Below are 22,264 nucleotides of genomic sequence, written 5' to 3' on the forward strand. Positions count from 1 at the left end.
GTGCACGGCTCTAGCCTGACCCGGTCCCGACCCCTGCAGCAGAACCGGATCGCTCATGAACACCGCCGCCCGCTCCGTGGCCCCCGACAGAACCGACGAGGGCCCCGAGGCGGACTCCGCGCAGGATGCCCCTGATGCGCAGAGTCGCCAGGAGGGTCCCGAGACTCCGGACGGATCCGGGACCCCGGATGGTTCCGGAGCCGCCGCTGGGCGTCGCTCGCGTTTCGGCCTGCTTCCGCGCATCGTCCTCGCCATCGCCCTGGGCATCCTGCTGGGTCTCGTGCTGCCGGAATCGATCGCCCGCGTCTTCACCACCTTCAACTCGCTGTTCTCGGGGTTCCTCGGCTTCCTCATCCCCCTGATCATCGTGGGTCTGGTGACGCCCGCGATCGCCGAGCTGGGCCACGGCGCCGGAAAGATGCTGGCCGCGACCGCGGGCATCGCCTACCTCTCGACGGTCCTGTGCGGCGTCTTCGCCCTGACCCTGTCCCTGCTCCTGCTGCCCCGCATGCTCCAGGGGCAGAGCATCGCCTCGCTGGAGAACCCCGAGGACTCCGCGATCGCCCCCTACGTCGAGCTCGACATCCCGCCCGTCTTCGACGTGATGACGGCACTCATCCTCGCCTTCTGCCTCGGCATCGGCCTGACCCTGGTGCGCCGGGGCGCGCTGCAGGAGTCCTTCGAACAGCTGCGCACGATCGTCGTGCGCATCATCGAGGCGATCATCATCCCGCTGCTGCCGCTGTACATCTTCGGGATGTTCCTGGGCCTGACCCTGAACGGTCAGATCTGGACGGTGATCGGCACCTTCCTCACCGTGATCCTGCTCGTGCTCGCGATGACCGTGGTGGTGCTGCTGGCGCAGTACGCCGTGGCCGGCTGGGCCATGGGCCGCAACCCCCTGAAGATGCTGTGGACCATGATCCCCGCCTACGCCACGGCACTGGGCACCAGCTCCTCCGCCGCGACCATCCCGGTCACCACCGAATGCGCCAAGCGCAACGGCATCCCGGACGCCATCGCGGACTTCGTCGTGCCGTTGTGCGCGACGATCCACCTGGCCGGCTCGACGCTCAAGATCACCACCTTCGCGGTCGCCATCATGATCGTCACCGGCATGCCGCTGACCATCGGGCCCCTGATCGGCTTCGTCCTCATGCTCGGCGTCGTGATGATCGCCGCTCCCGGTGTCCCGGGCGGCGCGATCATGGCGGCCGCCGGCGTGCTGTCCTCGATCCTCGGCTTCGACGAGGCGGCCGTCGGGCTGATGATCGCCGCCTACATCGCGATCGACTCCTTCGGCACGGCGACCAACGTCACCGGCGACGGCGCGATCGCGGCGCTGATGGCGCGGCTGTCGAAGGGGCGGGTCTCCGGCGATCTGCGGACCCCGGAGCACCCGCAGGTCCAGGGGGTCTGAGGGAGCCGCCGCGCAGATGGTCGGGACCGTCCCCGTATCCTGAGGTCATGATGGACCCGACCGCCGCCGCGCCCGCCCCGCGTTCCTCCGCGCCCGCTGCCGCACCGCTGACCGCCGTGGTCACCGGGGCCTCGTCGGGGATCGGCCGCGCGACCGCCGCCCGTCTGGTCGCCGACGGCTGGCGGGTCCTGGCCGTCGCCCGTCGCGAGGATCGACTGGCCGAGCTGGCGGCCGAGACCGGCTGCGAGGTGCTCGGCGTCGACGTCACCTCCGACGAGTCCGTCGACCGCCTGGTGGCACGGGCCGAGGACCTCTTCTCCGGATCGCTGAACGCGGTCGTGCACGTCGCCGGGGGCGCCCTCGGGGTCGAGCCCGCGGCCGAGGCCGATCTGGGCAAGTGGCAGCGCATGTACGACATCAACGTGCTCGGCGCCGTGCGCGTCACTCGTGCCCTGCTGCCCGCGCTGCGCGCGAGCGGACGGGGCGACCTGCTGTTCGTCACCTCCGTCGCCGGCCAGGAGGCCTACCCCGGCGGCTCCGGGTACAACGCCGCGAAGGCCGGGGAGCACATGCTCGCCGCCGCCCTGCGCCTGGAGCTGAACGGCGAACCGATCCGCGTCATCGAGATCGCGCCCGGCATGGTGGCCACGGAGGAGTTCTCCCTCGTCCGGCTCGGGGACCAGGAGGCGGCCGACGCCGTCTACGACGGGGTCGAGAACCCGCTGACGGCCGAGGACTGCGCCGACGTCATCGCCTACGCCCTGGGCGCCCCGCACCACGTCAACCTGGATCTGGTCACGGTGCGACCGCTCGCCCAGGCCGCCGCGCACCGCGTGGCCCGCCACCGGGGGATCTGAGAGCCCGCGGGGGCCACGGGATCGGGGACGGGGCCGACGGGCGACCGACGGCCCGGCCCGATCCGGCCGGGGTCGGTGCCGGGAGCCGGGGCGGGGAGGCCCCGACTACGACCAAAGGTGTAGACGGATGTCCTCCTCCCGCCCGATGCGCGGTGAGGTCGGGGAGGGGAGGATCGGGTCATCGCCCGGTGCGGGAGGGCGGATGCGACAGCACCCGACCCGCGGACCGGACGACCACCGCCGCACCCGAGTACCCAGGACGTCATCATGGCGACGATTCCCCCCGACCGCTCCTCGCACGATCACCGCGGACGCAAGCCGTCCGTCGGCCGTCCGGTCCTGTTCGTCGTCCTGCTCGCGATCGCGTCGCTCGGTGTGCTGGGCCTGCTCGTCGTCGGTCCCAGCATCACGCTGCCGGTCGCGGTGGCCGTGGCCGCCGGGCTGCTGGGTCTGGTCGGGGTCGCGTGGGCGGTGGCCGGGCCCCGTCTGTGATCCGCTGATCCGTGCGCGCCCGTGAGCGCTTCCCGTCCGTGAGCCGCACCGGTCCATGACCAGCGCGCTGACCACGCGACGGGCTGATCAGACGTCGATCTGGATCTCACCCTCGCCGCGCGAGACGCAGGTGGTCATCTGCTCGTCCTGCTCGTCCTCCATGAGGAACTCATCCAGGTGCTCGACCTGTCCCGAGACCAGGGGCACCACGCAGGTGCCGCAGACCCCGCCCTCGCAGGAGTAGTCCATATCGACGCCGGCATCGAGGAGCGATTGCAGGAGGGACTGACCCTCGGCGACCTCGACCGTCATCCCGGACCTGAGGCACTTCGCCGTGAAGGGTTTTCCGAACAGCGACATCCTCGCTCCTTCTGCGTGGGCCGCCCGGGGCGGCAGCCAGGACTGCCAGTTTCCCATGCCGGAGGTGGAGAGCAGGGGGTGAGTCGCGCCTCACCAGCGGGTTCCTACTCGCCGACCTCGCCCTCGGCCCCGACCTCGGAGCGCGGGGGCATCGACATCGCCGCGGTCGGGGACACGGCCGGGGAGGCGGAGACGCGGGCGGGCGCCGGCGCCGCTGTCGAGGACGGGCTCAGCGCGAGAGCGGCGGGGCCGAAGCTCAGCACCAGCAGGGCGGTCGCACCCAGTGCGGCGGCTCCGGCGGTGGCGCGGCCGGCCAGGCCGCGAGATCCGGAGAGGAGCTCGGGGGTCGGAGCGAGCGCCGAGGGGAGCTCCGCGCAGACCGCGACCTCGGTCGCTGCCGTCGAGGGGCGCGAAGCTCTGCCGGTCTCGTCGTCCATATCGGTTCCTCCTTCGGGAACTGCGGCGATCTGCCGAGGAACCCATTCCAGACGCTTCAGCTGTGCTGGCGCTGTGCACGCGGATCGGGTTCTCTGTGATCCGCGCATCGGATCCGCTCCCCATCGGATGATTGCCTCGGGCCGGGCGCGTACACTGGGCCGTATCGGCATCGACCCGGCCATCACCGGAGAGCCGCGGGAAGAACCGCCCGTCGTCCGCTCGCGGAGGAGGGCCCAGTAGAACCCGCCGGGACCAGCCCGTCATCGCTGAGGAACAAGGGGAAGCCCCCGCGCCGGTCCGCCGGTTCGGACGGGCATCAACCGAGGTGGTACCGCGCCGCCGATCTCCGGGTCGGCAAGCGTCCTCGGACATCGTGATGTCCCAGCCGCCGCCCCCTGTTCTTCTTCGGAGGTCCGTCCCCATGGTCTACCCGGTCAGCGGAGCCCCGCTCGTCCCCTCGCCGAACCTGCCGGCGCTCGAGAACGCCATCCAGGAGTTCTGGCGCGCCGACGACACCTTCCGCGCCTCGATCGCGCAGCGCGAGGGCGCCGAGGAGTTCGTCTTCTACGACGGCCCGCCCTTCGCCAACGGCCTGCCGCACTACGGGCACCTCCTGACCGGTTTCGTCAAGGACGTCGTCCCCCGATTCCGCACCATGTGCGGCAACAAGGTCGACCGGCGCTTCGGCTGGGACACCCACGGCCTGCCCGCCGAGCTCGAGGCGATGCGCGAACTGGGCATGACCGAGAAGTCCGAGATCGAGGACATGGGCCTGCAGGCGTTCAACAACGCCGCCCGGGCCTCGGTGCTGAAGTACACCAAGGAGTGGGAGGACTACGTCACCCGCCAGGCCCGCTGGGTGGACTTCGAGGACGACTACAAGACCCTCGACGCCACCTTCATGGAGTCGGTGCTGTGGGCCTTCAAGACCCTGTACGACTCAGGCCGCGCCTATGAGGGCTACTACGTGCTGCCCTACTGCTGGAAGGACCAGACGCCGCTGAGCGCGCACGAGCTGCGCATGGACGACGACGTCTACCAGGAGCGCCAGGACCAGACCGTCACCGTCACCTTCCCCTTCCTCGGGGACAAGGCCGAGCAGCTGGGTCTGGACGGGGTCAGCGCGCTGGCCTGGACCACGACCCCGTGGACCCTGCCCACCAACTTCTCCCTCGCCGTCGGTCCCGAGCTCGAGTACTCCGTGGTCCCCGCCGGCCCGCGCGGAGCCGCCGACGGCACCGCCGCCGGGGCGGGACGCTACCTGCTGGCCACGGCGCTGCTCGGCGCCCACGCCGAGGCGCTCGGGTACGTCAGCGCCGAGGACGCCCTCGCAGCGTGCGAGGAGCGGGTCTTCCTCGGCTCCGAGCTCGAGCACATGGCCTACCGGCCGCTGTGGACCGTCTACTCCGCGGACCGGGAGAAGTGGGGGACGCAGAACGCCTGGATCGTGACCGTCGCGGACTACGTCTCGACCGACGACGGCACCGGCGTGGTCCACCAGGCCACCGCCTACGGTGAAGCCGACCAGCAGGTCAACGCCGATTACGGCATCCCCGTGATCGTCTCGGTGGACGAGGGTGCTCAATTCCTGGACTACTTCGCCGGCACCGAGCTCGACGAGATCGCCGGGGTGCAGGTGTTCGACGCGAACCGTCCGATCATCCGCAACCTCCAGCGCTCCGGGCGCCTGCTGCGCGAGGCCAGCTACGTGCACTCCTACCCGCACTGCTGGCGCTGCCGGAACCCCCTGATCTACAAGGCCGTCAGCTCCTGGTACGTCAAGGTCGCCGACCAGCGCCGGCGCATGCTCGAGCTGAACGAGCAGATCGACTGGGTGCCCGGCAACGTCAAGGACGGCCAGTTCGGCCGCTGGCTCGAGGGCGCCCGCGACTGGGCGATCTCCCGCAACCGCTACTGGGGCTCCCCGATCCCGGTGTGGAAGAGCGACGACCCGAACCACCCCCGCATCGACGTGTACGGCTCGCTGGCGGAGCTCGAGGAGGCCTTCGGTGCTCTCCCGCGCGACGAGCACGGAGAGGTGAACCTCCACCGCCCCTACATCGACGAGCTCACCCGGGCGAACCCGGACGACCCGACCGGGGCCTCCACCATGCGCCGGGTCGACGAGGTCTTCGACGTCTGGTTCGACTCCGGCTCGATGCCCTACGCGCAGGTGCACTATCCCTTCGAGAACTCCGACTGGTTCGAGACGCACAACCCGGCGGACTTCATCGTCGAGTACGTCGGCCAGACCCGCGGCTGGTTCTACGTCATGCACGTGCTCTCGACCGCGCTGTTCGACCGGCCCGCGTTCACCTCGGTGATCTGCCACGGCATCGTGCTCGGCGAGGACGGGCAGAAGATGTCCAAGTCGCTGCGCAACTACCCCGACGTGCGCGAGATGTTCGACACCTACGGGGCCGACGCGATGCGCTGGTTCCTCATGAGCTCGCCGATCCTGCGGGGCGGCAATCTCGTCGTCGACGAGCCGAAGATCCGCGACGCCACCCGCCACGTGGTGCTGCCGCTGTGGAACGTCTGGTACTTCCTGGGGCTCTACGCCAACGCCGCGGGGGAGAAGGACGAGCACGGGCGGCCGACGGGCTACCGCGGGAAGACCCGCTACGAGTCCACCGACGTCATGGACCGCTACCTGCTGGCCCGCACCGGCGATCTGGTGCGACAGGTGCGCGAACAGATGACCGCGCTCGCCATCGCCGATGCCGCCGAGCTGATCCAGGACTACCTGGACATGCTCACCAACTGGTACGTGCGCCGCTCCCGCGACCGGTTCTGGGAAGGCGACGAACAGGCGATCGACGTGCTCTCGACCTGCCTGGAGACGCTGTGCCAGGTGGCGGCCCCGCTGCTGCCCATGGTGACCGAGGAGATCTGGAAGCAGCTGACCGGAGAGCGCTCCGTGCACCTGACGGACTGGCCCGACGACTCGCTGTTCCCCCGCGACCCCGCACTGGTCGCCCAGATGGACGACGTGCGCGCGATCGCCGGCGTCGGCAACTCCCTGCGCAAGAAGGAACAGCTGCGGGCACGGCTGCCGCTGGCCGAGCTCACCGTGGTCCACCACGACCCCACCTCCCTCGAGCCCTTCACCGCCCTGATCGCCGACGAGCTCAACGTCAAGGCGGTGCGCCTGCTGGACGTGGCCGGCGATCAGGCCCAGGGCATGGGCGTCGAGCAGCGGCTGACCGTCAACGCGCGCGCCGCCGGCCCGCGCCTGGGCAAGCAGGTCCAGACGGTCATCAAGGGGTCGAAGTCCGGTGACTGGTCGGTGGACGAGGCCGGCACGGTCACCGCCGGGGGCATCGACCTCGTATCCGGTGAGTACTCGCTCGACCTCGTGGCCGGGCAGTCCGCCGCGATGGAGGGCCGGGCCGTGGGCGTGCTGCGCGGCGGCGACTTCCTGGCGCTGGACATCCGTCTCGACCCCGAGCTCGAGGCCGAGGGCACCGCTCGTGATGTCGTACGCGCCATCCAGTCGGCCCGGCGTGGGGCCGGGCTGGACGTCTCGGACCGGATCCGCCTCACCGTGGACGGCGACGAGCGGGTCGTTGAGGCGGTGACCGCGCACCGCGAGCTGGTGGCGGGGGAGGTGCTGGCCGTCGAGCTGGCGGTGCCCGCCGCTCCTGCCGACGGCGCCCATGCCGCGACCGAGACGGTCTCCGGCGGGACCGTGACCGTCTCGGTCGCCGCCGTGTGAGGCGGGCGCGACCGACCGAGCTCCGCGCTGTCGTTGCCACAGCGGACCATGGCACCGATGACGCAGAGCTCGCCCGAGGGAAGGCCCGGGGGAAGGAGAGCGGAGGGGGTTCCGGTGCCGCGGGCACGCGCGGCATGGGATACTCGCAGCGGTCGCGACGACCGCGGCCGGTGGGGCGCACGGGTCGCCCGGTCTCCCGCGGGAGCGCGACGGCGAGAGACCCGGCCCACGTCGAGAACGGACAGGGACGATGATGGGACGACGACGCCTCCTCACCGCGGGCCTTGCTCTGTCGGCGGGGTTCCTCAGCGGCTGCGGGCTGCGCGGACGAACGCTGCAGGGGACGCTCAACGAGGCGGCCGAGAGTGTCGACGGGGTCACCGTCTCCGCTCTCGAGACCGTCAGCGGCGCCGAGTTCCAGCGCGCGATCCGAGGGCGGGTCGAGACCTCCGCCGCCGAACGGGAGGACGTGCTGGAGATCTTCGGGCAGGTGATGTCCGCGCTGGTCGCGGCGGTCGACGAGCACGGTGACCCCGACACCGGGGGCTCGCGCGTGGTGGGTGCGATCACGGCCCTCGGCGCCGACAGCGAGGAGTACGACATGTGGGATCTTCGTCCGGACCTCGAACGGACCGCGGGGCGGCTCGACGCGGTGATCCTGGAGGACTTCGCCGAGTAGGGGAGCGGGGGCCACGCCGCTGATCCGGCTCAGGGATCCCCGCGCCCCACGGTCACGACCTGGGACCGTGCGACGTAGGTGCCGTCACCCAGGTACACCCCTGCGAGATCGTCCTGGAGCGCGGACAGCGTGGGATCGCTCGCCGTGCTCCGGGCGAGGGATCCCGAATAGCCCCCTGCCGGATCGTGACCCGGTCCCAGGGAGTCGTGGTTCGCGACCAGCACCGGCACGGGATCGATACCGGTGACCGGGTAGGGGTCCAGGGTCACCTCGTGGCGATTCGGGGCGCCGAGGTGCGTCCCGCCGGGTTGAGCCCCACCGAGATCCGTCGCGGCGATCAGGTCGCCGCGGAAGCCATCGGCTCCGATCCCGGCCTCGTGATGGACGTTCACCGATCGGGTGGTGCCCTGCGCCGGGACGACGGTCTGCACCGGAGAGCCGACCGAGAAGGTGTGGGTGACATTGTAGGTGCCGGGGTCTCCGGAGGAGCTGTTGAAGCTCGGGTCCGCCGCGAGCTGGTTCGCGATGATCCCTCCCTGGCTGTGGCCGACGATCAGGACATCGGCGCCGGGTGGCACATCTGCTGCCGCCATCGCCGCCTGCACGTCTTCCATCGCCGCGGGATGCTGGCCGGCGACCAGGCGCAGGTTCGAGCCCCAGTCCCGGGAATTGCCCTGCTCGCCGTACGCCTCGGGGACGTCGGTCGCCGCCGCCCCTTCGGTGGGCGGGACCTGCACGATGTAGGAGGACTGCCCGCCGGCGTCACGGCGGACCTCCTGGATCCCGATCCGGCCCGCCTCCAGCGGGGCCTGGCCCGGGTTGTCCATCCGCAGCGCATCGTTGTCGACGACCAGGTCCTGCAGATCCTGCGGGGACCGTGCAGGCCCGTCGTCGGACACCACATCCGTCACGATGCCGCCGGCACGGTCGTCGAGGAAGGGGGTGTCCTCGCCCGTGACGGCCTCGTACACGCCCACTCCGGCGGATCCCGTGGTCACCAGGGCGGCGGCCCCGAGCTCGGCGTAGGTCGGGACCCGCTCCCCGGTGGCCCAGTCCTCGAGGATCGTGCCGAGATGGTCGGTGTCGCGCTGGAACTGCGCGATGCCGTCGGTCCTCACCCCGACGGACCCCAGCCCGCCCTCGATCAGGTCGATGCCCGTGTCGACGCCCCAGCCGATCGCGTCGGACGTCACCCCGGCCACGCCGGACAGCCCCTCCTCCAGCGGAGCCTCGAGCCAGTCGGGCATCCACGGCGCGTCGTCCCGGCGGTAGCCGCGCGCGATGTCCGCGGCAGGAGCGGGCGGGATCGTGGCCCCTTCGCCGGCCGTCCCTGCTCCTTCGCCGGCCGTCCCTGCTCCTCCGTCGTCCGGTGCAGAGGTCGCGTCCTGCTCGTCCGCCTCGGCGAGCGCCCGGTCGCCGAGGCGCTCGAGCTGATCGCACAGAGCGATCAGGGTGTCGGTGGCCTCCTCGCGCCACCGGCCGCGGAACTCCTCGGCATCCGGACCCGTCCAGGAGACCGACCGCACGGCGGCGTCGAGTCGTCCGCGTCGGTCCTCGAGGTCGCCGGAGGCGGTGTGCAGGCGCCGGGCGTACGAGCGCACCGCGGCGGGGGCCATCCCGTCGAAGCCGCTCATCGCGCCTCTGTCCGGACGGGCCGGGCCGCGGCGAAGCGCAGGCCGTCCTGCAGGACGGGCAGCACGCTGCCCAGCACGTCCCCGTCTGCCACCGGGTGGACCGGGCCGAGAGCCGCCAGCGTGTCATCCACCCGGTACAGCGAGCGCTCGCCGCGCACCCACAGCCGGGACCACGTCTGCGCCGACCGCAGATGTCGCCCGGAGGGGTCGTGCCGCGTCAGCGAGACCGCGGCCCGCGGCCCCTTGGCGGTCAGCGCGTCCAGCAGATCCGGGTCGATGCCGTCCGCGGCGGCGAACGCCTCCGTCGGGGCCGCGCCGCGGGAGAGTGCGAGCCGGACCTGCTCGATCTCCTCCCTCGTGAGCCGGAGACCGGTCGACTCCCGTCGGACCTCGAGGCGTGCTGGACCGCCGGCGAGACCGATCGGGGTGAGAAGCTGCTCGATCAGTGCCGGGAGCCGCTCCACGGGGGCGGCGGACCAGGTCGAGGGGGAGCCGTCGCGGGAGGTCTCGACCGTCGCCGCGTCGGGATGCAGCCCGATGCGCAGCCTGCTGGTCGAGTCTGCCTCGGTCGCGGCGACCACGAGCAGGGCGGGGGAGGCGAAGTGCCGACCCAGGAGCGCGGTGGAGGCAGGATCGTGCTCGCCCCGCCCGGCTCCGGCGGGAGCGCGGTCCGGGGCGGCGACGAGCGTCCGGTACACGGGATTCCACGTCTCGGGCGACACGGAGGCCTCGGCGACGCGGCGGGCGGCCTGCTCCACGTCGGCGGTCAGCGGTGGCATCGCCGCCTCCTCACGTGCTCGAGCCGGAGTCCCCGGCGCTGCTGATGTCCCCGAGACTAGGAGGAGGGCCTCCGCCGGCCCATGGGGAGGACTCCCCATGTGGACAGTCACCCCCTGGGGAGGAACGATTCCTCCGCGGCCCCTCGTAGACTGAGGCCACCCCCGACCGCCTCGCCCCACCCAGGAGCCTTCGTGCCGAGTTCTCCCCGCCCGGGAACGTCCCGTCCGGCGCTGTCACCCGAGCTGCGGGAGGTCTATGCCGCGCTGCTCGAGCGCGCCCCGGAGAACCGGATCGAGCCGGACCTCGCGCGCATCACGCGCGTGATGGAGCTGATGGGCGACCCCCAGAACGACTACCGCTCGATCCGCATCGCCGGCACCAACGGCAAGACCACCACGGCGCGGATCCTCGAACGGATCCTGCGCGAGGCCGGGCTGCGCACGGGACGCACCACCAGCCCCCACCTGCATTCACCTCTCGAGCGGATCGCGATCGACGGCGCCTCCATCGACGAGGAGGGCTTCCTCCAGGCCTACCGGGACGTGGAGCCGTTCGCCGCGATCGTCGACGCCGAGCAGGAGGCCGCCGGGGGAGCGCGGCTGACGTACTTCGAATACCTCACGGCGATGTCCTTCCAGGCGTTCGCCTCCGCCCCGGTCGACGTCGCGGTGGTCGAGACCGGGCTCGGCGGCACCTGGGACGCCACCGGCGTCGTCACCCCCGATGTCACCGTGATCACCCCCATCTCCCTGGACCACCAGGACTACCTCGGCGACACCATCGCGGAGATCGCCGGGGAGAAGGCCGGGATCCTCACCGCCGATGCCACGGCGGTCATCGCCGATCAGCCCTATGAGGACGCGGCCGACGTGCTCCGCGAGCGAATCACCGACCTCGGCGCGGAGGCCGCCGTCGAGGACCAGCAGATCGGCGTGCTCGCCCGCACCCCGGGCGTGGGCGGCCAGATGCTGACCCTGCAGGGGATCGCGGGCCGCTACGAGGAGGTTTTCCTCTCGCTGCTGGGAGAGCACCAGGCGCGCAACGCGCTGCTCGCCGTCGCGGCGACCGAGGCGCTGCTCGGCGACGGCGGCACCGTGCTGGACGGGGAGATGCTGGGCGCGGCCCTGGCCTCGATCACCTCACCCGGACGCGCCGAGGTGGTCCGGCAGTCGCCGACCGTCCTGCTGGACGCCGCCCACAACCCCGCCGGGGCCCTGACCCTGGTGGGGACCGTCCGGGAGAACTTCCGCTTCACGCGCACCATCGGTCTGGTCGGCATCCTGGAGGAGAAGGACGCGGAGGAGATCCTCGCGGTCCTCGAGCCGCTGCTGGACCACGTCGTGATCACCCAGTCCTCCTCGCCACGGGCGATCCCGACCGATGTCCTCGCCGACCTCGCCCGGGACGTCTTCGACGACGAGGACCGCGTCCTCGAGCAGGGCAGCCTGCCCGATGCGATCCAGGCCGCGGTCGACCTCGCCGAGACCGAGGGTGACCAGTTCGGCGGGGTGGTGGTCGCCGGCTCCGTCACGCTCGCCGCCGAGGTGCGGGACCTGCTCGGCGTCTCGCGGGAGGACTGACCATGGCACTGGACCTGACCCCGTCGCCGCGCCCCCACGGGGCGCAGCGGATGTTCTCCGCCACCATCCTCATCATCGAGGCCTTCGTGGTGTTCTTCGCGGTCCTGGTCGCTCATCAGCTGGCTCCCGAATCGCGGGTCAGCACCTGGGTCTGGGGCGTGCTGACGGCCCTGGCCCTGGTGGCGTGCTCGGGACTGCTGCGGCGCGGGGCCTGGCCGTACTGGGTCGGGATCGCCCTGCAGATCCCCACGGTCCTGCTGGGGCTGCGGGTGGGTGCGATGTGGGTGGTCGCTCTCGCCTTCGCGGCCCTGTTCGTCTACGGGGCGTTCAAAGGCCACCAGCTGGACCGGGAGAAGGACACGGTCGATGCCCGCGTGCGCGCGGCGCAGGGAGAGGCCCCCGCAGCACCGGACGACGTCTGATCCGGCGCCCTCTCGATGCGGTTCGGCCCCGGCGCAGGTCATGGGTACCCTGGTGCCATGACCGCACAGCGCACCCTCGTCCTGCTCAAGCCCGACGCCGTCCAGCGCGGCCTGCGCGGGGAGATCATCCGCCGGATCGAGGCCAAGGGGTACGACATCGTCGCCCTGGCCCAGCGCACCGCGAGCGCCCAGGAGCTCGCCGCCCACTACGCCGAGCACGAGGGCAAGCCCTTCTACCCCGGACTCGTCGAGTACATGAGCGCCTCCCCGCTGGTCGCGCTCGTCGCCGAAGGCGTCGGTGTGATCCCGGGCTTCCGCTCCCTGGCCGGTGCCACCAACCCCACCGAGGCCGCTCCTGGCACGATCCGCGGCGACCTCGCCTGCGAGGACGACCTCCCGGTCATCCAGAACCTCGTGCACGGCTCGGACTCCGAGGAATCCTCCACGCGCGAGATCGGCATCTGGTTCCCCGAGATCGACTGACCTACCGGTTGCCGGCGCGTGAGGCGCGTCGCAGGGCAGGATCCAGCCGATCCCGATCTGCGGCGTGCACACTGTGGTCATGGCACTGCCCATCGTCACCGTCCTCTTCCTGGGGATCGCCCTGCTGGTCGGGCTCGGGATCCTGGTCCTCGTCGCGCTGCCGCACCTGCGCGGGCGCGGGGACGACGAGGAGCCGACCACGGATCGCTCCCGCCGCCACTCCTCACGCACCGGCCGCTGACCGGGGCGATCTTCCGGCTGCTCGCAGGATGCCCTGCACCTCGAGCACACGTCGCCGCGACGCGGCTCCGTCAGAAGGGGCCCATCGCGGCGTCCTAGACTGACCGATGGCCGCGCCGCATAGTCGGCTTCCCCGACCCCGGAGGTGACCCGTGGACCCCAATGACATCCTTGCCCTGATCGCCGGAGGCGGCGGCAGCGTCCTCGTGATCGGTGCAGGCGCCTGGGCCTACGTGCGCAGCCGCGGCAGGAAGAAGTCCTCCGACGAGGGCACGTCGCGGGACGGAACGGACTCGGCGAGCAGGGCCGCGGGATCGCGGAGCTCGACCGCCGTCAAGGACCGACCGGCCGCGCCCACCTGGGCCGACACCCTCTCGGCCCCGCCGACGACGTCGGCGGAGGACACGTCCGCGTCCACGGCGCCCGAGACCGCCGAGCGGCCGGCGGCGGAGACCGCGCCGACCGGGACGGGCGACGACGCGCGCACCGGATCGACGGCCGAGGCCCCCGAGGGCGCTCGAGCGTCCGGGGCCGACACCGCTGCCACGATGGAGCCCGGCACTGCCGAGGAGTCCGGGACGGCCGCGGAACCGGCGTCGGACGCGACGGCCCCCGCGGAGCCCGCCACCGCTCCCGCGGAGCCCGCCACGGCTCCCGCGGAGCCCGCCTCAGCACCCACAGGATCCACCACCGCTCCGGCGGAGTCCGCCGGGACCGGCTCGGACGCGCCCGCCCTGGAGACGCCCGAGGCCCCCGCCGACCGGATGGTGCGCCTGCGCGAGCGCCTCTCCCGCTCCGGAGCCCTGGGTCGCGGCATCCTCGGCCTGCTCACCCGCGGCAGCGTCGACGAGGAGACCTGGGACGAGATCGAGGAGACCCTGCTGCTGGCCGACCTCGGCCCCGACGCGACCGACGAGCTGCTGGAGAACCTCCGCCGGCGCATCCAGGTCCTCGGCACCGAGGACACCGCGGCTGTCCACGACGCGCTCCGCGAGGAGCTGCTGACGCTCGTCGACCCCTCCCTCGACCGCCGCCTGGCCGCCACCCGGCGTGACGCCCCGGACGGCACCGTGCTCCCCTCCGTGATGCTCATGGTGGGGGTCAACGGCACCGGCAAGACCACCACCGTCGGCAAGCTCGCCCGCGTGCTGGTCGCCGCCGATCGCAGCGTCGTCCTCGGCGCGGCCGACACCTTCCGCGCCGCCGCCGCCGAGCAGCTGACCACCTGGGGATCCCGCGTCGGCGTCGACACGGTGCGCTCGGACCGCGAGGGGGCCGACCCCGCCGCCGTCGCCTACGACGCCGTGAGGACCGGCATCGAGCAGGAGGTCGACGTGGTCATCATCGACACCGCCGGTCGCCTGCAGAACAAGAAGGGCCTGATGGACGAGCTCGGCAAGGTCCGACGCGTCGCCGAGAAGGGCCTGCACGGGGACCAGGTCGCCGAGGTGCTGCTGGTCATCGACGCCACGACGGGCCAGAACGGCATGCAGCAGGCGCGGGTCTTCTCCGAAGCCGTCGCCATCACCGGCATCGTCCTGACCAAGCTCGACGGGACCGCCAAGGGCGGCATCGTCGTCAACGTCCAGCGCGAGCTCGGCGTGCCCGTCAAGATGGTCGGCCTCGGTGAGGGGATGGACGACCTGACCCCCTTCGACCCGCACGGCTTCGTCGACTCGCTGCTGGGGGACTGACGAGCCGGGGCACTCCCCGCGCTTCGGACACCGCCTGCTCGTCGGGCCCCCACGCGCACCTCACGCCCGTGGACCCCGGCGTCCACCCGGTGGGACGTGAGATCACGGAATGATCACGGGGGCATCACGGCCTCGGTGAGGGGCCGCCGTGGTCGCACGATGTGAGCGCGACCCGTCGGGCCGCGCGGATCCCGGGTCGCCGAGGCGGGCCGGGGCCGGCCCCCTTCCTGTTCGGAGACGACATGGAGCCCTTCACCCTCGATACGGGGGCGACGGCCTGGATCCTGATCAGCGCCGCCCTCGTGCTGCTGATGACCCCCGGCCTGTCCCTCTTCTACGGCGGCATGGTGCGTGCCCGCACCGTGCTGAACATGATGCTGATGTCCTTCAGCGCCATGGCCGTCGTCGCGATCGCCTGGACGGTCGCCGGCTACTCCATCGCCTTCGGCACCGACATCGGCGGGCTGATCGGCAACCCCACGGAGCATCTCGGACTCGCCGGGACCGATGAGCAGTCGATCCTCGTCGACAGCGGCGTGCCCTTCCTCGTCGCCGCTGGGTTCCAGATGACCTTCGCGATCATCTCCACCGCCCTGATCTCCGGGGCCATCGCCGACCGCGTCAAGCTCGGCACCTGGATGGTCTTCTCCCTGCTGTGGGTCCTCATCGTCTACGCACCGCTGGCGCACATGGTCTGGGGCGGCGGCCTGCTCGGCGCGGACGGCCCCTTCGCGGCGATCGCCGAGCCGGTCGACTTCGCCGGCGGCACCGTCGTGCACATCAATGCCGGTATCGCCGGGCTGGTCCTCGCCCTCGTGGTCGGGGCGCGCAAGGGCTTCGGCAAGGAGGCGATGAAGCCGCACAACCTGCCGCTGGTCATGCTCGGCGCCGCCCTGCTGTGGTTCGGGTGGTTCGGCTTCAACGCCGGGTCCGCCGGCACCGCCGACCGGACCGCGGGTCTGGCCTGGGTGAACACCACCGTCGCCACCGCCGGGGCGATGCTGGGCTGGGCGGCGATCGAACGACTCCGCGACCGCCACGTCACCTCCCTCGGCATGGCCTCCGGGGTCGTCGCGGGCCTGGTCGCCATCACCCCGGCCGCCGCCGCACTCTCCCCGCTGACCGCCATCGTCCTCGGCCTCGCGGCCGGTGCGGCCTGTGCCCTCGCCGTCGGGCTCAAGTACCGATTCGGGATAGACGACTCCCTCGATGTCGTCGGAGTCCACCTCGTGGGCGGCCTGGTCGGCACCGTCGGCATCGGATTCCTCGCCACGGACGGGGGGCTGCTGCTCGGCGGCGGAGTGCGCCTCCTGATCGTCCAGGTCCTGGTCGCTGCCGCGGCGATGATCCTCTCCGGCGCCCTCACCGCCGTGATCGCCCTGGCGCTGAAGTACACGATGGGCTGGAGGATCAGCGCGGCCGACGAGCGCAGCGGCATCGACCTCACCCACCACGCGGAGGCCGGATACGATCTGGCCGGGGCCCCGTCCGCCCGTCGGGACCGCGCGATCGCCCCGAGGAGGGACCCGTCGACCGGGGCATCCGCCGCGACGGAGCCGCGGAACGCGGCCCCGGACCCGGGGGCCCCGTCGGACCCCCGGAGCGCCGCGGCGGGCACCCAGCCCGTCACTCGGCCCATCACCACAGGAGAGCCGCGATGAAGCTCATCACCGCCATCATCCAGCCGCACGCCCTGCAGGACGTCACCGACTCCCTGCGCGAGTACGGGGTCAGCGGCCTGACCATCACCGAGGTCGCCGGATACGGGCGCCAGGGCGGGCACACCGAGGTCTACCGAGGTGCCGAGTACACCATCGACACGATCCCGAAGATCAAGGTCGAGGTGCTCGCCGAGGACGCCGACGAGGCCGCGATCCTGGATCTCGTCGTCGCCTCCTCCCGCAGCGGGCGGATCGGGGACGGCAAGGTCTGGACCACGGACGTCGGCACCGTCGTGAGGGTGCGCACCGGAGAACGCGACGCGGATGCCCTCTGACCCGTTGCCCTCGCGCCGGATCAGCCAGGTGCTCCACGAGGGTTTCGCGGACCCCGCCGCCGGACCCCGTCGCCGCCTGGCCCAGGCCGAGCTCGTCGACGACTGGCTGACCGGGCTGTGGGAGACGGTCGATGCGCCCGCGTCCGGAGCGGCGCTCGCCGCGATCGGCTCGCTGGGCCGGCGCGACCTCGGGCCGGGCAGCGATCTCGATCTGGTGCTGCTGCTGGACCCCGACGCCGTCGATGCGGACGGGGCGCAGCGTCTCGCGAGCGCCCTGTGGTACCCGATCTGGGACTCCGGGACCTCCCTCGATCACGCCGTGCGCACTCCGGTCGAATGCGAGGACGTGGCCCGGGAGGATCTGCTGGCGGCGATCTCGCTGCTGGATCTGCGCCCCGTCGCCGGAGACCCCGACCTGGTCGCGGACACGGCCCGGCGCGTGCGCGCCCAATGGCGTCGGGAGGCCCGGCGGCGCCTCGGGGATCTCGTCGTGCTCGCCGCCGACCGCTCCGGTCGCTACGGCTCCCTCGCCCACTCCACCGAGCCGAATCTCAAGTCCGACCGCGGCGGTCTGCGGGACGTGACCGTCATCCGCGCCCTCGCCGAGAGCTGGCTGGCCGATCACGACCACGGGATCGTCGACGCGGCGGCGCGCACCCTGGCCGATGCCCGCGATGCCCTGCAGGCGGTCACCGGGACCGCCGGCACCCGACTGGGCCGGGCCGATCAGGACGCCGTCGCTGCGCTGACCGGGCACGCCACGGCCGACGACCACCACACCGTGCTCGCCGAGGCGGCCCGGGCCGTGACCTGGCAGCTGCATCGGGCCGTCCGCGCCGCCGAGGCCGCCGGTGCCCGCAGCGCCACCCGGGGCACCGGCACCGAGCGTCGCCCCGCTCTGACCCGTCTGCCCCACGGCGTGCTGGTGGCCTCGGGCGAGGTGACGGTCGATCCGGGTTCGCCCGACCGACTCCGGGACCTCGCGGCAGTGCGCCATGCGGCCGCGACGGGCCTGCCGCTCGCCGATGCGACGCTCGCCCGCATGGCCTCGAGCGAGGCCGCGCCGCTGACGCCCGCCCAGCGCGACGTGCTGGTCGACGCGCTGGCGGGGGAGCACTTCGCCGCCGCCTACGAGGCGCTCGACGTCAGCGGCATCTTCGCTCGCTGGATCCCGGGGTGGGCGGAGGTGCGCAATCGTCCCCAGCGTTCGACCGTGCACCGCTTCACCGTGGACCGGCATCAGGTCCAGACCGTGCTCGAGGCCCAGCGCTTCCTGTCCCGCGTCAGCCGACCCGACCTGCTGCTGATCGCGGCGCTGCTGCATGACCTCGGGAAGCGGGCCGATCGGCGCGACCACGCCGCCGAGGGCGCCCCGCTCGCCGAGACGGCCGCCCGCCGGCTGGGCTTCGGAGAGCCGGACGTCCGGGCGGTCGGCCTGCTCGTGCGCGAGCACCTGACCTTGATCTCCCTGGCCACCGGACGCGACCTCGCCGACCCCGCGACCCTGCACGACCTGCTGACCGCCGTGGGGCATGACGCCGACACCCTCGAGCTCCTGCGCGCCCTGACCGAGGCGGACGCGCTCGCTGCCGGCCCCGCCGCCTGGTCCACCTGGCGCGCCGACCTCGTCGACCACCTCACCGATCTGGCCCGCGATGCCCTTCGCGGCACCGCCCCCGCGCCGCGCACCGTGCTGACCCCGCAGCGCGGCGTGGCCGACGCGGTGCTCGCCGCGGTGCGCGACAGCGGCAGCGCCCAGGTGATCTATCCGGCGCACACCGAGGACGAGCCCATCTCCCAGATCTGCGCGGGAGCACCTGACGGGGACGGGGTGTTCGCCGCCATGGCCCGCGTGCTGGTGCGGCTGCGCCTGGACGTCCACAGCGCCGTCGTCCTCAGTCGGCATGGCGTCGCCCTGAACACGTGGTGGGTCGCGGCCGCACCGTCGGACCTGCCGCACCCCTCCGTGCTGCGCAGCGCGCTGGATCGGGAGCTCGCCCATCGGGACCGCCCCGACGCCCGGGTGCTCGAGCTCCCGCCGGCGCCGCCGCCGCGCACCACCGAGGACACCCCTGTGGTGACCGTCCTGCCCGACGCGTCCCGCGAGGCGACCGTCATCCAGGTCAACGCCCGCAACCGCCCCAGTCTGCTGGCCGACGTCGCCGCGGCGATCACCGAGCACGGCCTGCAGGTGCGCAGCGCCCACATGCTGACCCTCGGCCGGCGAGCCGTGGACGTGCTGTACCTGACCGATCAGCACGGGCGTGTGCTCGACCCTCCGACGACGGGCAGGATCGTCTCCGCGCTGATGGATGCCGCGGCGACCTGAGGACGACGAGAACGGCGATCACGGGGCCGGAGCCGGAGCCGGAGCCGGAGCCGGAGCCGGAGACCGAGGCGGGGCCGGAGCCCGAGCGGGCGTCGGGACCGGACCGGCCGCGTGCCCTTCGCCTCGACGGCGTCGCTCCGGCGTGCTCAGTCCAGGGGCGGCCACTACACTGATGCGGTCCGTCCGACCAAGGGGAAGCGCTTCGTGTTCAACAATCTCTCCGATCGCATCACAGCGTCGCTGAAGGGGCTGCGCGGCCACGGCCGGTTGTCCGAGGCGGACGTCGACAAGACGATCCGCGAGATCCGTCGTGCGCTGCTCGACGCCGACGTCGCCGTCTCCGTGGTGCGCGAGTTCACCGGCCGGGTGCGCGAGCGAGCGCTGGGCGAAGAGGTCTCCAAGGCCCTCAACCCTGCTCAGCAGGTCGTCAAGATCGTCAACGACGAGCTGGTCGAGGTCCTCGGCGGTGCCACGGGTGAGCTGCAGTGGGCCAAGAATCCGCCGACGGTCATCATGCTGGCCGGTCTCCAGGGTGCCGGCAAGACCACCCTCGCCGGCAAGCTCGCGACCTGGATGAAGTCCGAGGGGCACACCCCGCTGCTCGTCGCGGCGGACCTCCAGCGGCCCAATGCCGTGAACCAGTTGCAGATCGTCGGCGAGCGCGCGGGCGTCCCGGTGTTCGCGCCCGAGCCCGGCAACGGCGTGGGCAATCCGGTGCTGGTCGCCATGAACGGCGTCTCCACCGCCCAGTTCCAGCAGCACGACGTGGTCATCGTCGACACCGCCGGTCGTCTCGGCGTCGACGAGGAGATGATGCAGCAGGCGCGGGACATCCGCGACGCCGTCAATCCTCACGAGACCCTGTTCGTGGTCGACGCGATGATCGGCCAGGACGCCGCCCGCGTCGCCGAGGCCTTCCGCGACGGGGTCGGCTTCACCGGCGTGGTGCTCTCCAAGCTCGACGGCGACGCCCGCGGCGGCGCCGCGCTGTCGATCACCGGCGTCACCCGGCGACCGATCCTCTTCGCATCCACCGGTGAGGGCCTCCAGGACTTCGAGCGGTTCCACCCGGATCGCATGGCCAACCGCATCCTCGACATGGGGGACGTGCTCACCCTCATCGAGCAGGCCGAGAAGGCGTTCGATCAGCAGGAAGCGGAGAAGGCGGCCGCGAAGCTCGCCTCCGGCGAGGACTTCACCCTCGATGACTTCCTGAACCAGATGCAGCAGCTCAAGAACATGGGCAACATCAAGAAGATGCTCGGGATGCTGCCGAACATGGGTCAGCACCGGGAGGCACTGGAGAGCTTCGACGAGGGCGAGATCGGTCGCATCGAGGCGATCATCCGCTCGATGACGCCCGAGGAGCGCAACAACCCCAAGGTCATCAACGGCTCGCGCCGCGGTCGCATCGCCAAGGGCTCCGGCACCACGGTCCAGCAGATCAACCAGCTGCTCGAGCGCTTCAAGCAGGCGCAGCAGATGATGCGCAGCATGGGTTCGGGCATGGCCGGCGGTGGCGGCGGGATGCCGGGCATGCCCGGCGGCCCCGGCATGGGCATGGGCAAGAAGTCCCGTGGCCGTCAGCAGGCGCCGAAGCAGGGCAAGAAGTCGAAGGCCTCGAAGAATCCCGCGAAGGCCGCGCGCGAACAGGCCGAGGCCGCCCGGAAGGCCGCGGCCGGCGAGGGGCAGAAGAAGGGCGGCTCCGCCTTCGGCGGCTCGTCGACCGAGAACGCGCCGGATGCCGCCGACTTCGACCCCAAGCAGCTGCCCCCGGAGATGCAGAAGCTCTTCGGCGGCAAGTGACGCGGGGCGCGACGGCGGGACCTGTGCGTCCGCGCCCCGGTCCTGCGCGTGCCCCTTGCCGTGCTCCGGGGCAGGCCCTCCTCCCGCCACCAGCCGCGCCGACACGGCATGCCCCCACGGGTCCTCGCATCGGCGTCGGTAGGCTCCCGTCATGACGACCGCGACCACCGGAGCCGAGACCGTCGACTCCGCTTCCGACCACTCCGCGCCCGTCCTGCACCTCACGGGACCGATCCTCCTCGGCCCGGAGCAGGAGATCTCCGAGGCCTGGGTCGCCGGCGGCCGGATCCTCCACGAGCGGCCTGATCTGCCGGCCGGGGCCGAGATCCGCGCGCTCGACGGATTCGTGGTCCCGGGGCTCGCGGACCTGCACTGCCACCTCGGAATCGGCGACGACGGCGCGGGCACCACCCTGGCGACAGCCCGCGAGCAGGCGCTCACCGACCGCGCGACCGGGGTGCTGCTGATCCGTGACGCCGGGTCGATCATCGACAACTCCCCGCTGCAGCAGCAGGGTGACCTTCCGCAGCTGTTCCGCTGCGGCAGACATCTCGCCCGGACCCGCCGATACCTGCGCGGCTACGCCCACGAGCTGGAGCCCGAGGACCTCCCGGCAGCCGTCACCGCCGAAGCGGAGCGGAGCGATGGCTGGGTCAAGCTCGTGGGCGACTGGATCGACCGCCGGGCCGGGGACCTCGCCCCCTGCTGGAGCGGCGACGACTTCGCAGCGGCCGCCCGTGCCGCGCACACGGCCGGGGCCCGCATCACCACGCACACCTTCGACGAGGAGACGCTCCCGCTCGTCCTGGATGCCGGCTTCGACTGCCTCGAGCACGCGACCGGCCTGACCGATGAGACGATCCGGCGGGTCGCCGAGGCGGGCATCCCGGTGGTCACCACCCTCGTGAACGTCGACGAGTTCGAGACCTACGCGAGCCAGGGCGAGGCCAAGTTCCCCACCTATGCGGCCCATATGCGACGGTTGCGCGCCTCCCGATTCGAGCGCACGCGCGATGCCCACGACGCCGGGGTCCCACTGCTGGTGGGCACCGACGCCGGGGGAGTGCTGGGCCACGGCATCATCCATGACGAGCTCGACGAGCTGGCCCTCGCCGGGCTCGGCGCCACGGAGATCCTCGAGGCCGCCGCCTGGGCCCCCCGGCGCTTCCTCGGTGCGCCCGGGCTCGAGGACGGCGCTCCGGCCGATCTTCTGGTCCTGCCCCGGGACCCCCGCGCCGACCATCAGGCTCTGCGCGAACGGTCGGCCGTGGTGCTGCGCGGACGCGTCGTCGCCGAGGAGTAGGGGGCGGCACGCGACGCGGACGGTGCGACAAGG

Annotated in this window: 19 protein-coding genes; 15 read left to right on the forward strand and 4 right to left on the reverse strand. The window is 72.2% G+C overall.

What is annotated here, in order from left to right; all coding sequences use genetic code 11:
- The first annotated feature begins 55 nt into the window (after window positions 1-55).
- The 3 genes from BH708_RS18825 (at window position 56) to BH708_RS18835 (ending at window position 2,769) form a co-directional block, all read left to right on the forward strand.
- Window positions 56-1,420 carry a dicarboxylate/amino acid:cation symporter gene (locus BH708_RS18825; protein WP_083713810.1) on the forward strand — a complete coding sequence of 455 codons (1,365 nt, stop codon included), beginning with the start codon at window positions 56-58 and terminating at the stop codon, window positions 1,418-1,420.
- Window positions 1,421-1,470: 50 nt separating this feature from the next.
- The gene (locus BH708_RS18830; protein ID WP_076811625.1) at window positions 1,471-2,277 is read left to right on the forward strand and encodes an SDR family oxidoreductase; all 807 of its coding nucleotides are present in this window, start codon (window positions 1,471-1,473) and stop codon (window positions 2,275-2,277) included.
- Between the two features lie 267 nt (window positions 2,278-2,544).
- Window positions 2,545-2,769 (forward strand): hypothetical protein, encoded by a 225-nt coding sequence (locus tag BH708_RS18835; RefSeq protein ID WP_076810478.1) that lies wholly within the window; start codon window positions 2,545-2,547, stop codon window positions 2,767-2,769.
- A gap of 87 nt (window positions 2,770-2,856) precedes the next feature.
- Here BH708_RS18835 and BH708_RS18840 read toward each other — a convergent pair whose 3' ends face one another.
- Both BH708_RS18840 and BH708_RS18845 read right to left on the reverse strand, forming a co-directional pair.
- Window positions 2,857-3,129, reverse strand: coding sequence for a 2Fe-2S iron-sulfur cluster binding domain-containing protein (locus BH708_RS18840; protein WP_076810479.1), 273 nt, complete (start codon window positions 3,127-3,129; stop codon window positions 2,857-2,859).
- A gap of 104 nt (window positions 3,130-3,233) precedes the next feature.
- A complete protein-coding gene (locus tag BH708_RS18845; protein WP_076810480.1) occupies window positions 3,234-3,566 on the reverse strand; it encodes a hypothetical protein in 333 nt (110 codons plus the stop codon).
- Between the two features lie 422 nt (window positions 3,567-3,988).
- Here BH708_RS18845 and ileS point away from each other — a divergent pair, with 422 nt between their 5' ends.
- Together ileS and BH708_RS18855 are read left to right on the forward strand one after the other, a co-directional pair.
- On the forward strand, window positions 3,989-7,285 hold the full coding sequence (ileS, locus tag BH708_RS18850) for an isoleucine--tRNA ligase (RefSeq protein WP_076810481.1): 3,297 nt from the start codon (window positions 3,989-3,991) through the stop codon (window positions 7,283-7,285).
- Between the two features lie 250 nt (window positions 7,286-7,535).
- Window positions 7,536-7,964: a hypothetical protein gene (locus BH708_RS18855; RefSeq protein ID WP_076810482.1), complete on the forward strand. Its 429-nt coding sequence runs from the start codon at window positions 7,536-7,538 to the stop codon at window positions 7,962-7,964.
- 29 nt (window positions 7,965-7,993) lie between these two features.
- Here BH708_RS18855 and BH708_RS18860 read toward each other — a convergent pair whose 3' ends face one another.
- Window positions 7,994-9,598, reverse strand: coding sequence for a hypothetical protein (locus BH708_RS18860; RefSeq protein ID WP_076810483.1), 1,605 nt, complete (start codon window positions 9,596-9,598; stop codon window positions 7,994-7,996).
- On the reverse strand, window positions 9,595-10,377 hold the full coding sequence (locus BH708_RS18865; protein ID WP_076810484.1) for a hypothetical protein: 783 nt from the start codon (window positions 10,375-10,377) through the stop codon (window positions 9,595-9,597). Before BH708_RS18865 ends, BH708_RS18860 begins: the two co-directional genes overlap by 4 nt.
- Window positions 10,378-10,569: 192 nt before the next feature.
- Between BH708_RS18865 and BH708_RS18870 the strand changes: the two genes are divergently transcribed.
- The 10 genes from BH708_RS18870 to BH708_RS18910 all read left to right on the forward strand — a co-directional run bounded on the left by BH708_RS18870 (window position 10,570) and on the right by BH708_RS18910 (window position 22,231).
- Window positions 10,570-11,958, forward strand: coding sequence for a folylpolyglutamate synthase/dihydrofolate synthase family protein (locus BH708_RS18870; RefSeq protein WP_253705408.1), 1,389 nt, complete (start codon window positions 10,570-10,572; stop codon window positions 11,956-11,958).
- 2 nt (window positions 11,959-11,960) lie between these two features.
- On the forward strand, window positions 11,961-12,380 hold the full coding sequence (locus tag BH708_RS18875) for a DUF4233 domain-containing protein (RefSeq protein ID WP_076810485.1): 420 nt from the start codon (window positions 11,961-11,963) through the stop codon (window positions 12,378-12,380).
- 57 nt (window positions 12,381-12,437) lie between these two features.
- The gene (gene ndk, locus BH708_RS18880; protein WP_076810486.1) at window positions 12,438-12,863 is read left to right on the forward strand and encodes a nucleoside-diphosphate kinase; all 426 of its coding nucleotides are present in this window, start codon (window positions 12,438-12,440) and stop codon (window positions 12,861-12,863) included.
- A gap of 79 nt (window positions 12,864-12,942) precedes the next feature.
- Window positions 12,943-13,104 (forward strand): hypothetical protein, encoded by a 162-nt coding sequence (locus BH708_RS19945; protein WP_157236056.1) that lies wholly within the window; start codon window positions 12,943-12,945, stop codon window positions 13,102-13,104.
- Between the two features lie 151 nt (window positions 13,105-13,255).
- On the forward strand, window positions 13,256-14,797 hold the full coding sequence (ftsY, locus tag BH708_RS18885; RefSeq protein WP_076810487.1) for a signal recognition particle-docking protein FtsY: 1,542 nt from the start codon (window positions 13,256-13,258) through the stop codon (window positions 14,795-14,797).
- Window positions 14,798-15,039: 242 nt separating this feature from the next.
- Entirely contained in the window at window positions 15,040-16,458 is a 1,419-nt protein-coding gene (locus tag BH708_RS18890; RefSeq protein WP_076810488.1) for an ammonium transporter, read from the forward strand.
- A complete protein-coding gene (locus BH708_RS18895; protein WP_076810489.1) occupies window positions 16,455-16,793 on the forward strand; it encodes a P-II family nitrogen regulator in 339 nt (112 codons plus the stop codon). Before BH708_RS18890 ends, BH708_RS18895 begins: the two co-directional genes overlap by 4 nt.
- Window positions 16,783-19,122, forward strand: coding sequence for an HD domain-containing protein (locus tag BH708_RS18900; RefSeq protein WP_076810490.1), 2,340 nt, complete (start codon window positions 16,783-16,785; stop codon window positions 19,120-19,122). Before BH708_RS18895 ends, BH708_RS18900 begins: the two co-directional genes overlap by 11 nt.
- Before the next feature lie 204 nt (window positions 19,123-19,326).
- The gene (gene ffh / locus BH708_RS18905; RefSeq protein WP_076810491.1) at window positions 19,327-20,928 is read left to right on the forward strand and encodes a signal recognition particle protein; all 1,602 of its coding nucleotides are present in this window, start codon (window positions 19,327-19,329) and stop codon (window positions 20,926-20,928) included.
- 151 nt (window positions 20,929-21,079) lie between these two features.
- Window positions 21,080-22,231: an amidohydrolase family protein gene (locus BH708_RS18910; RefSeq protein WP_076810492.1), complete on the forward strand. Its 1,152-nt coding sequence runs from the start codon at window positions 21,080-21,082 to the stop codon at window positions 22,229-22,231.
- Window positions 22,232-22,264 lie beyond the last annotated feature (33 nt).

The sequence above is a fragment of the Brachybacterium sp. P6-10-X1 genome (genome assembly GCF_001969445.1).
Classification (GTDB): domain Bacteria; phylum Actinomycetota; class Actinomycetes; order Actinomycetales; family Dermabacteraceae; genus Brachybacterium.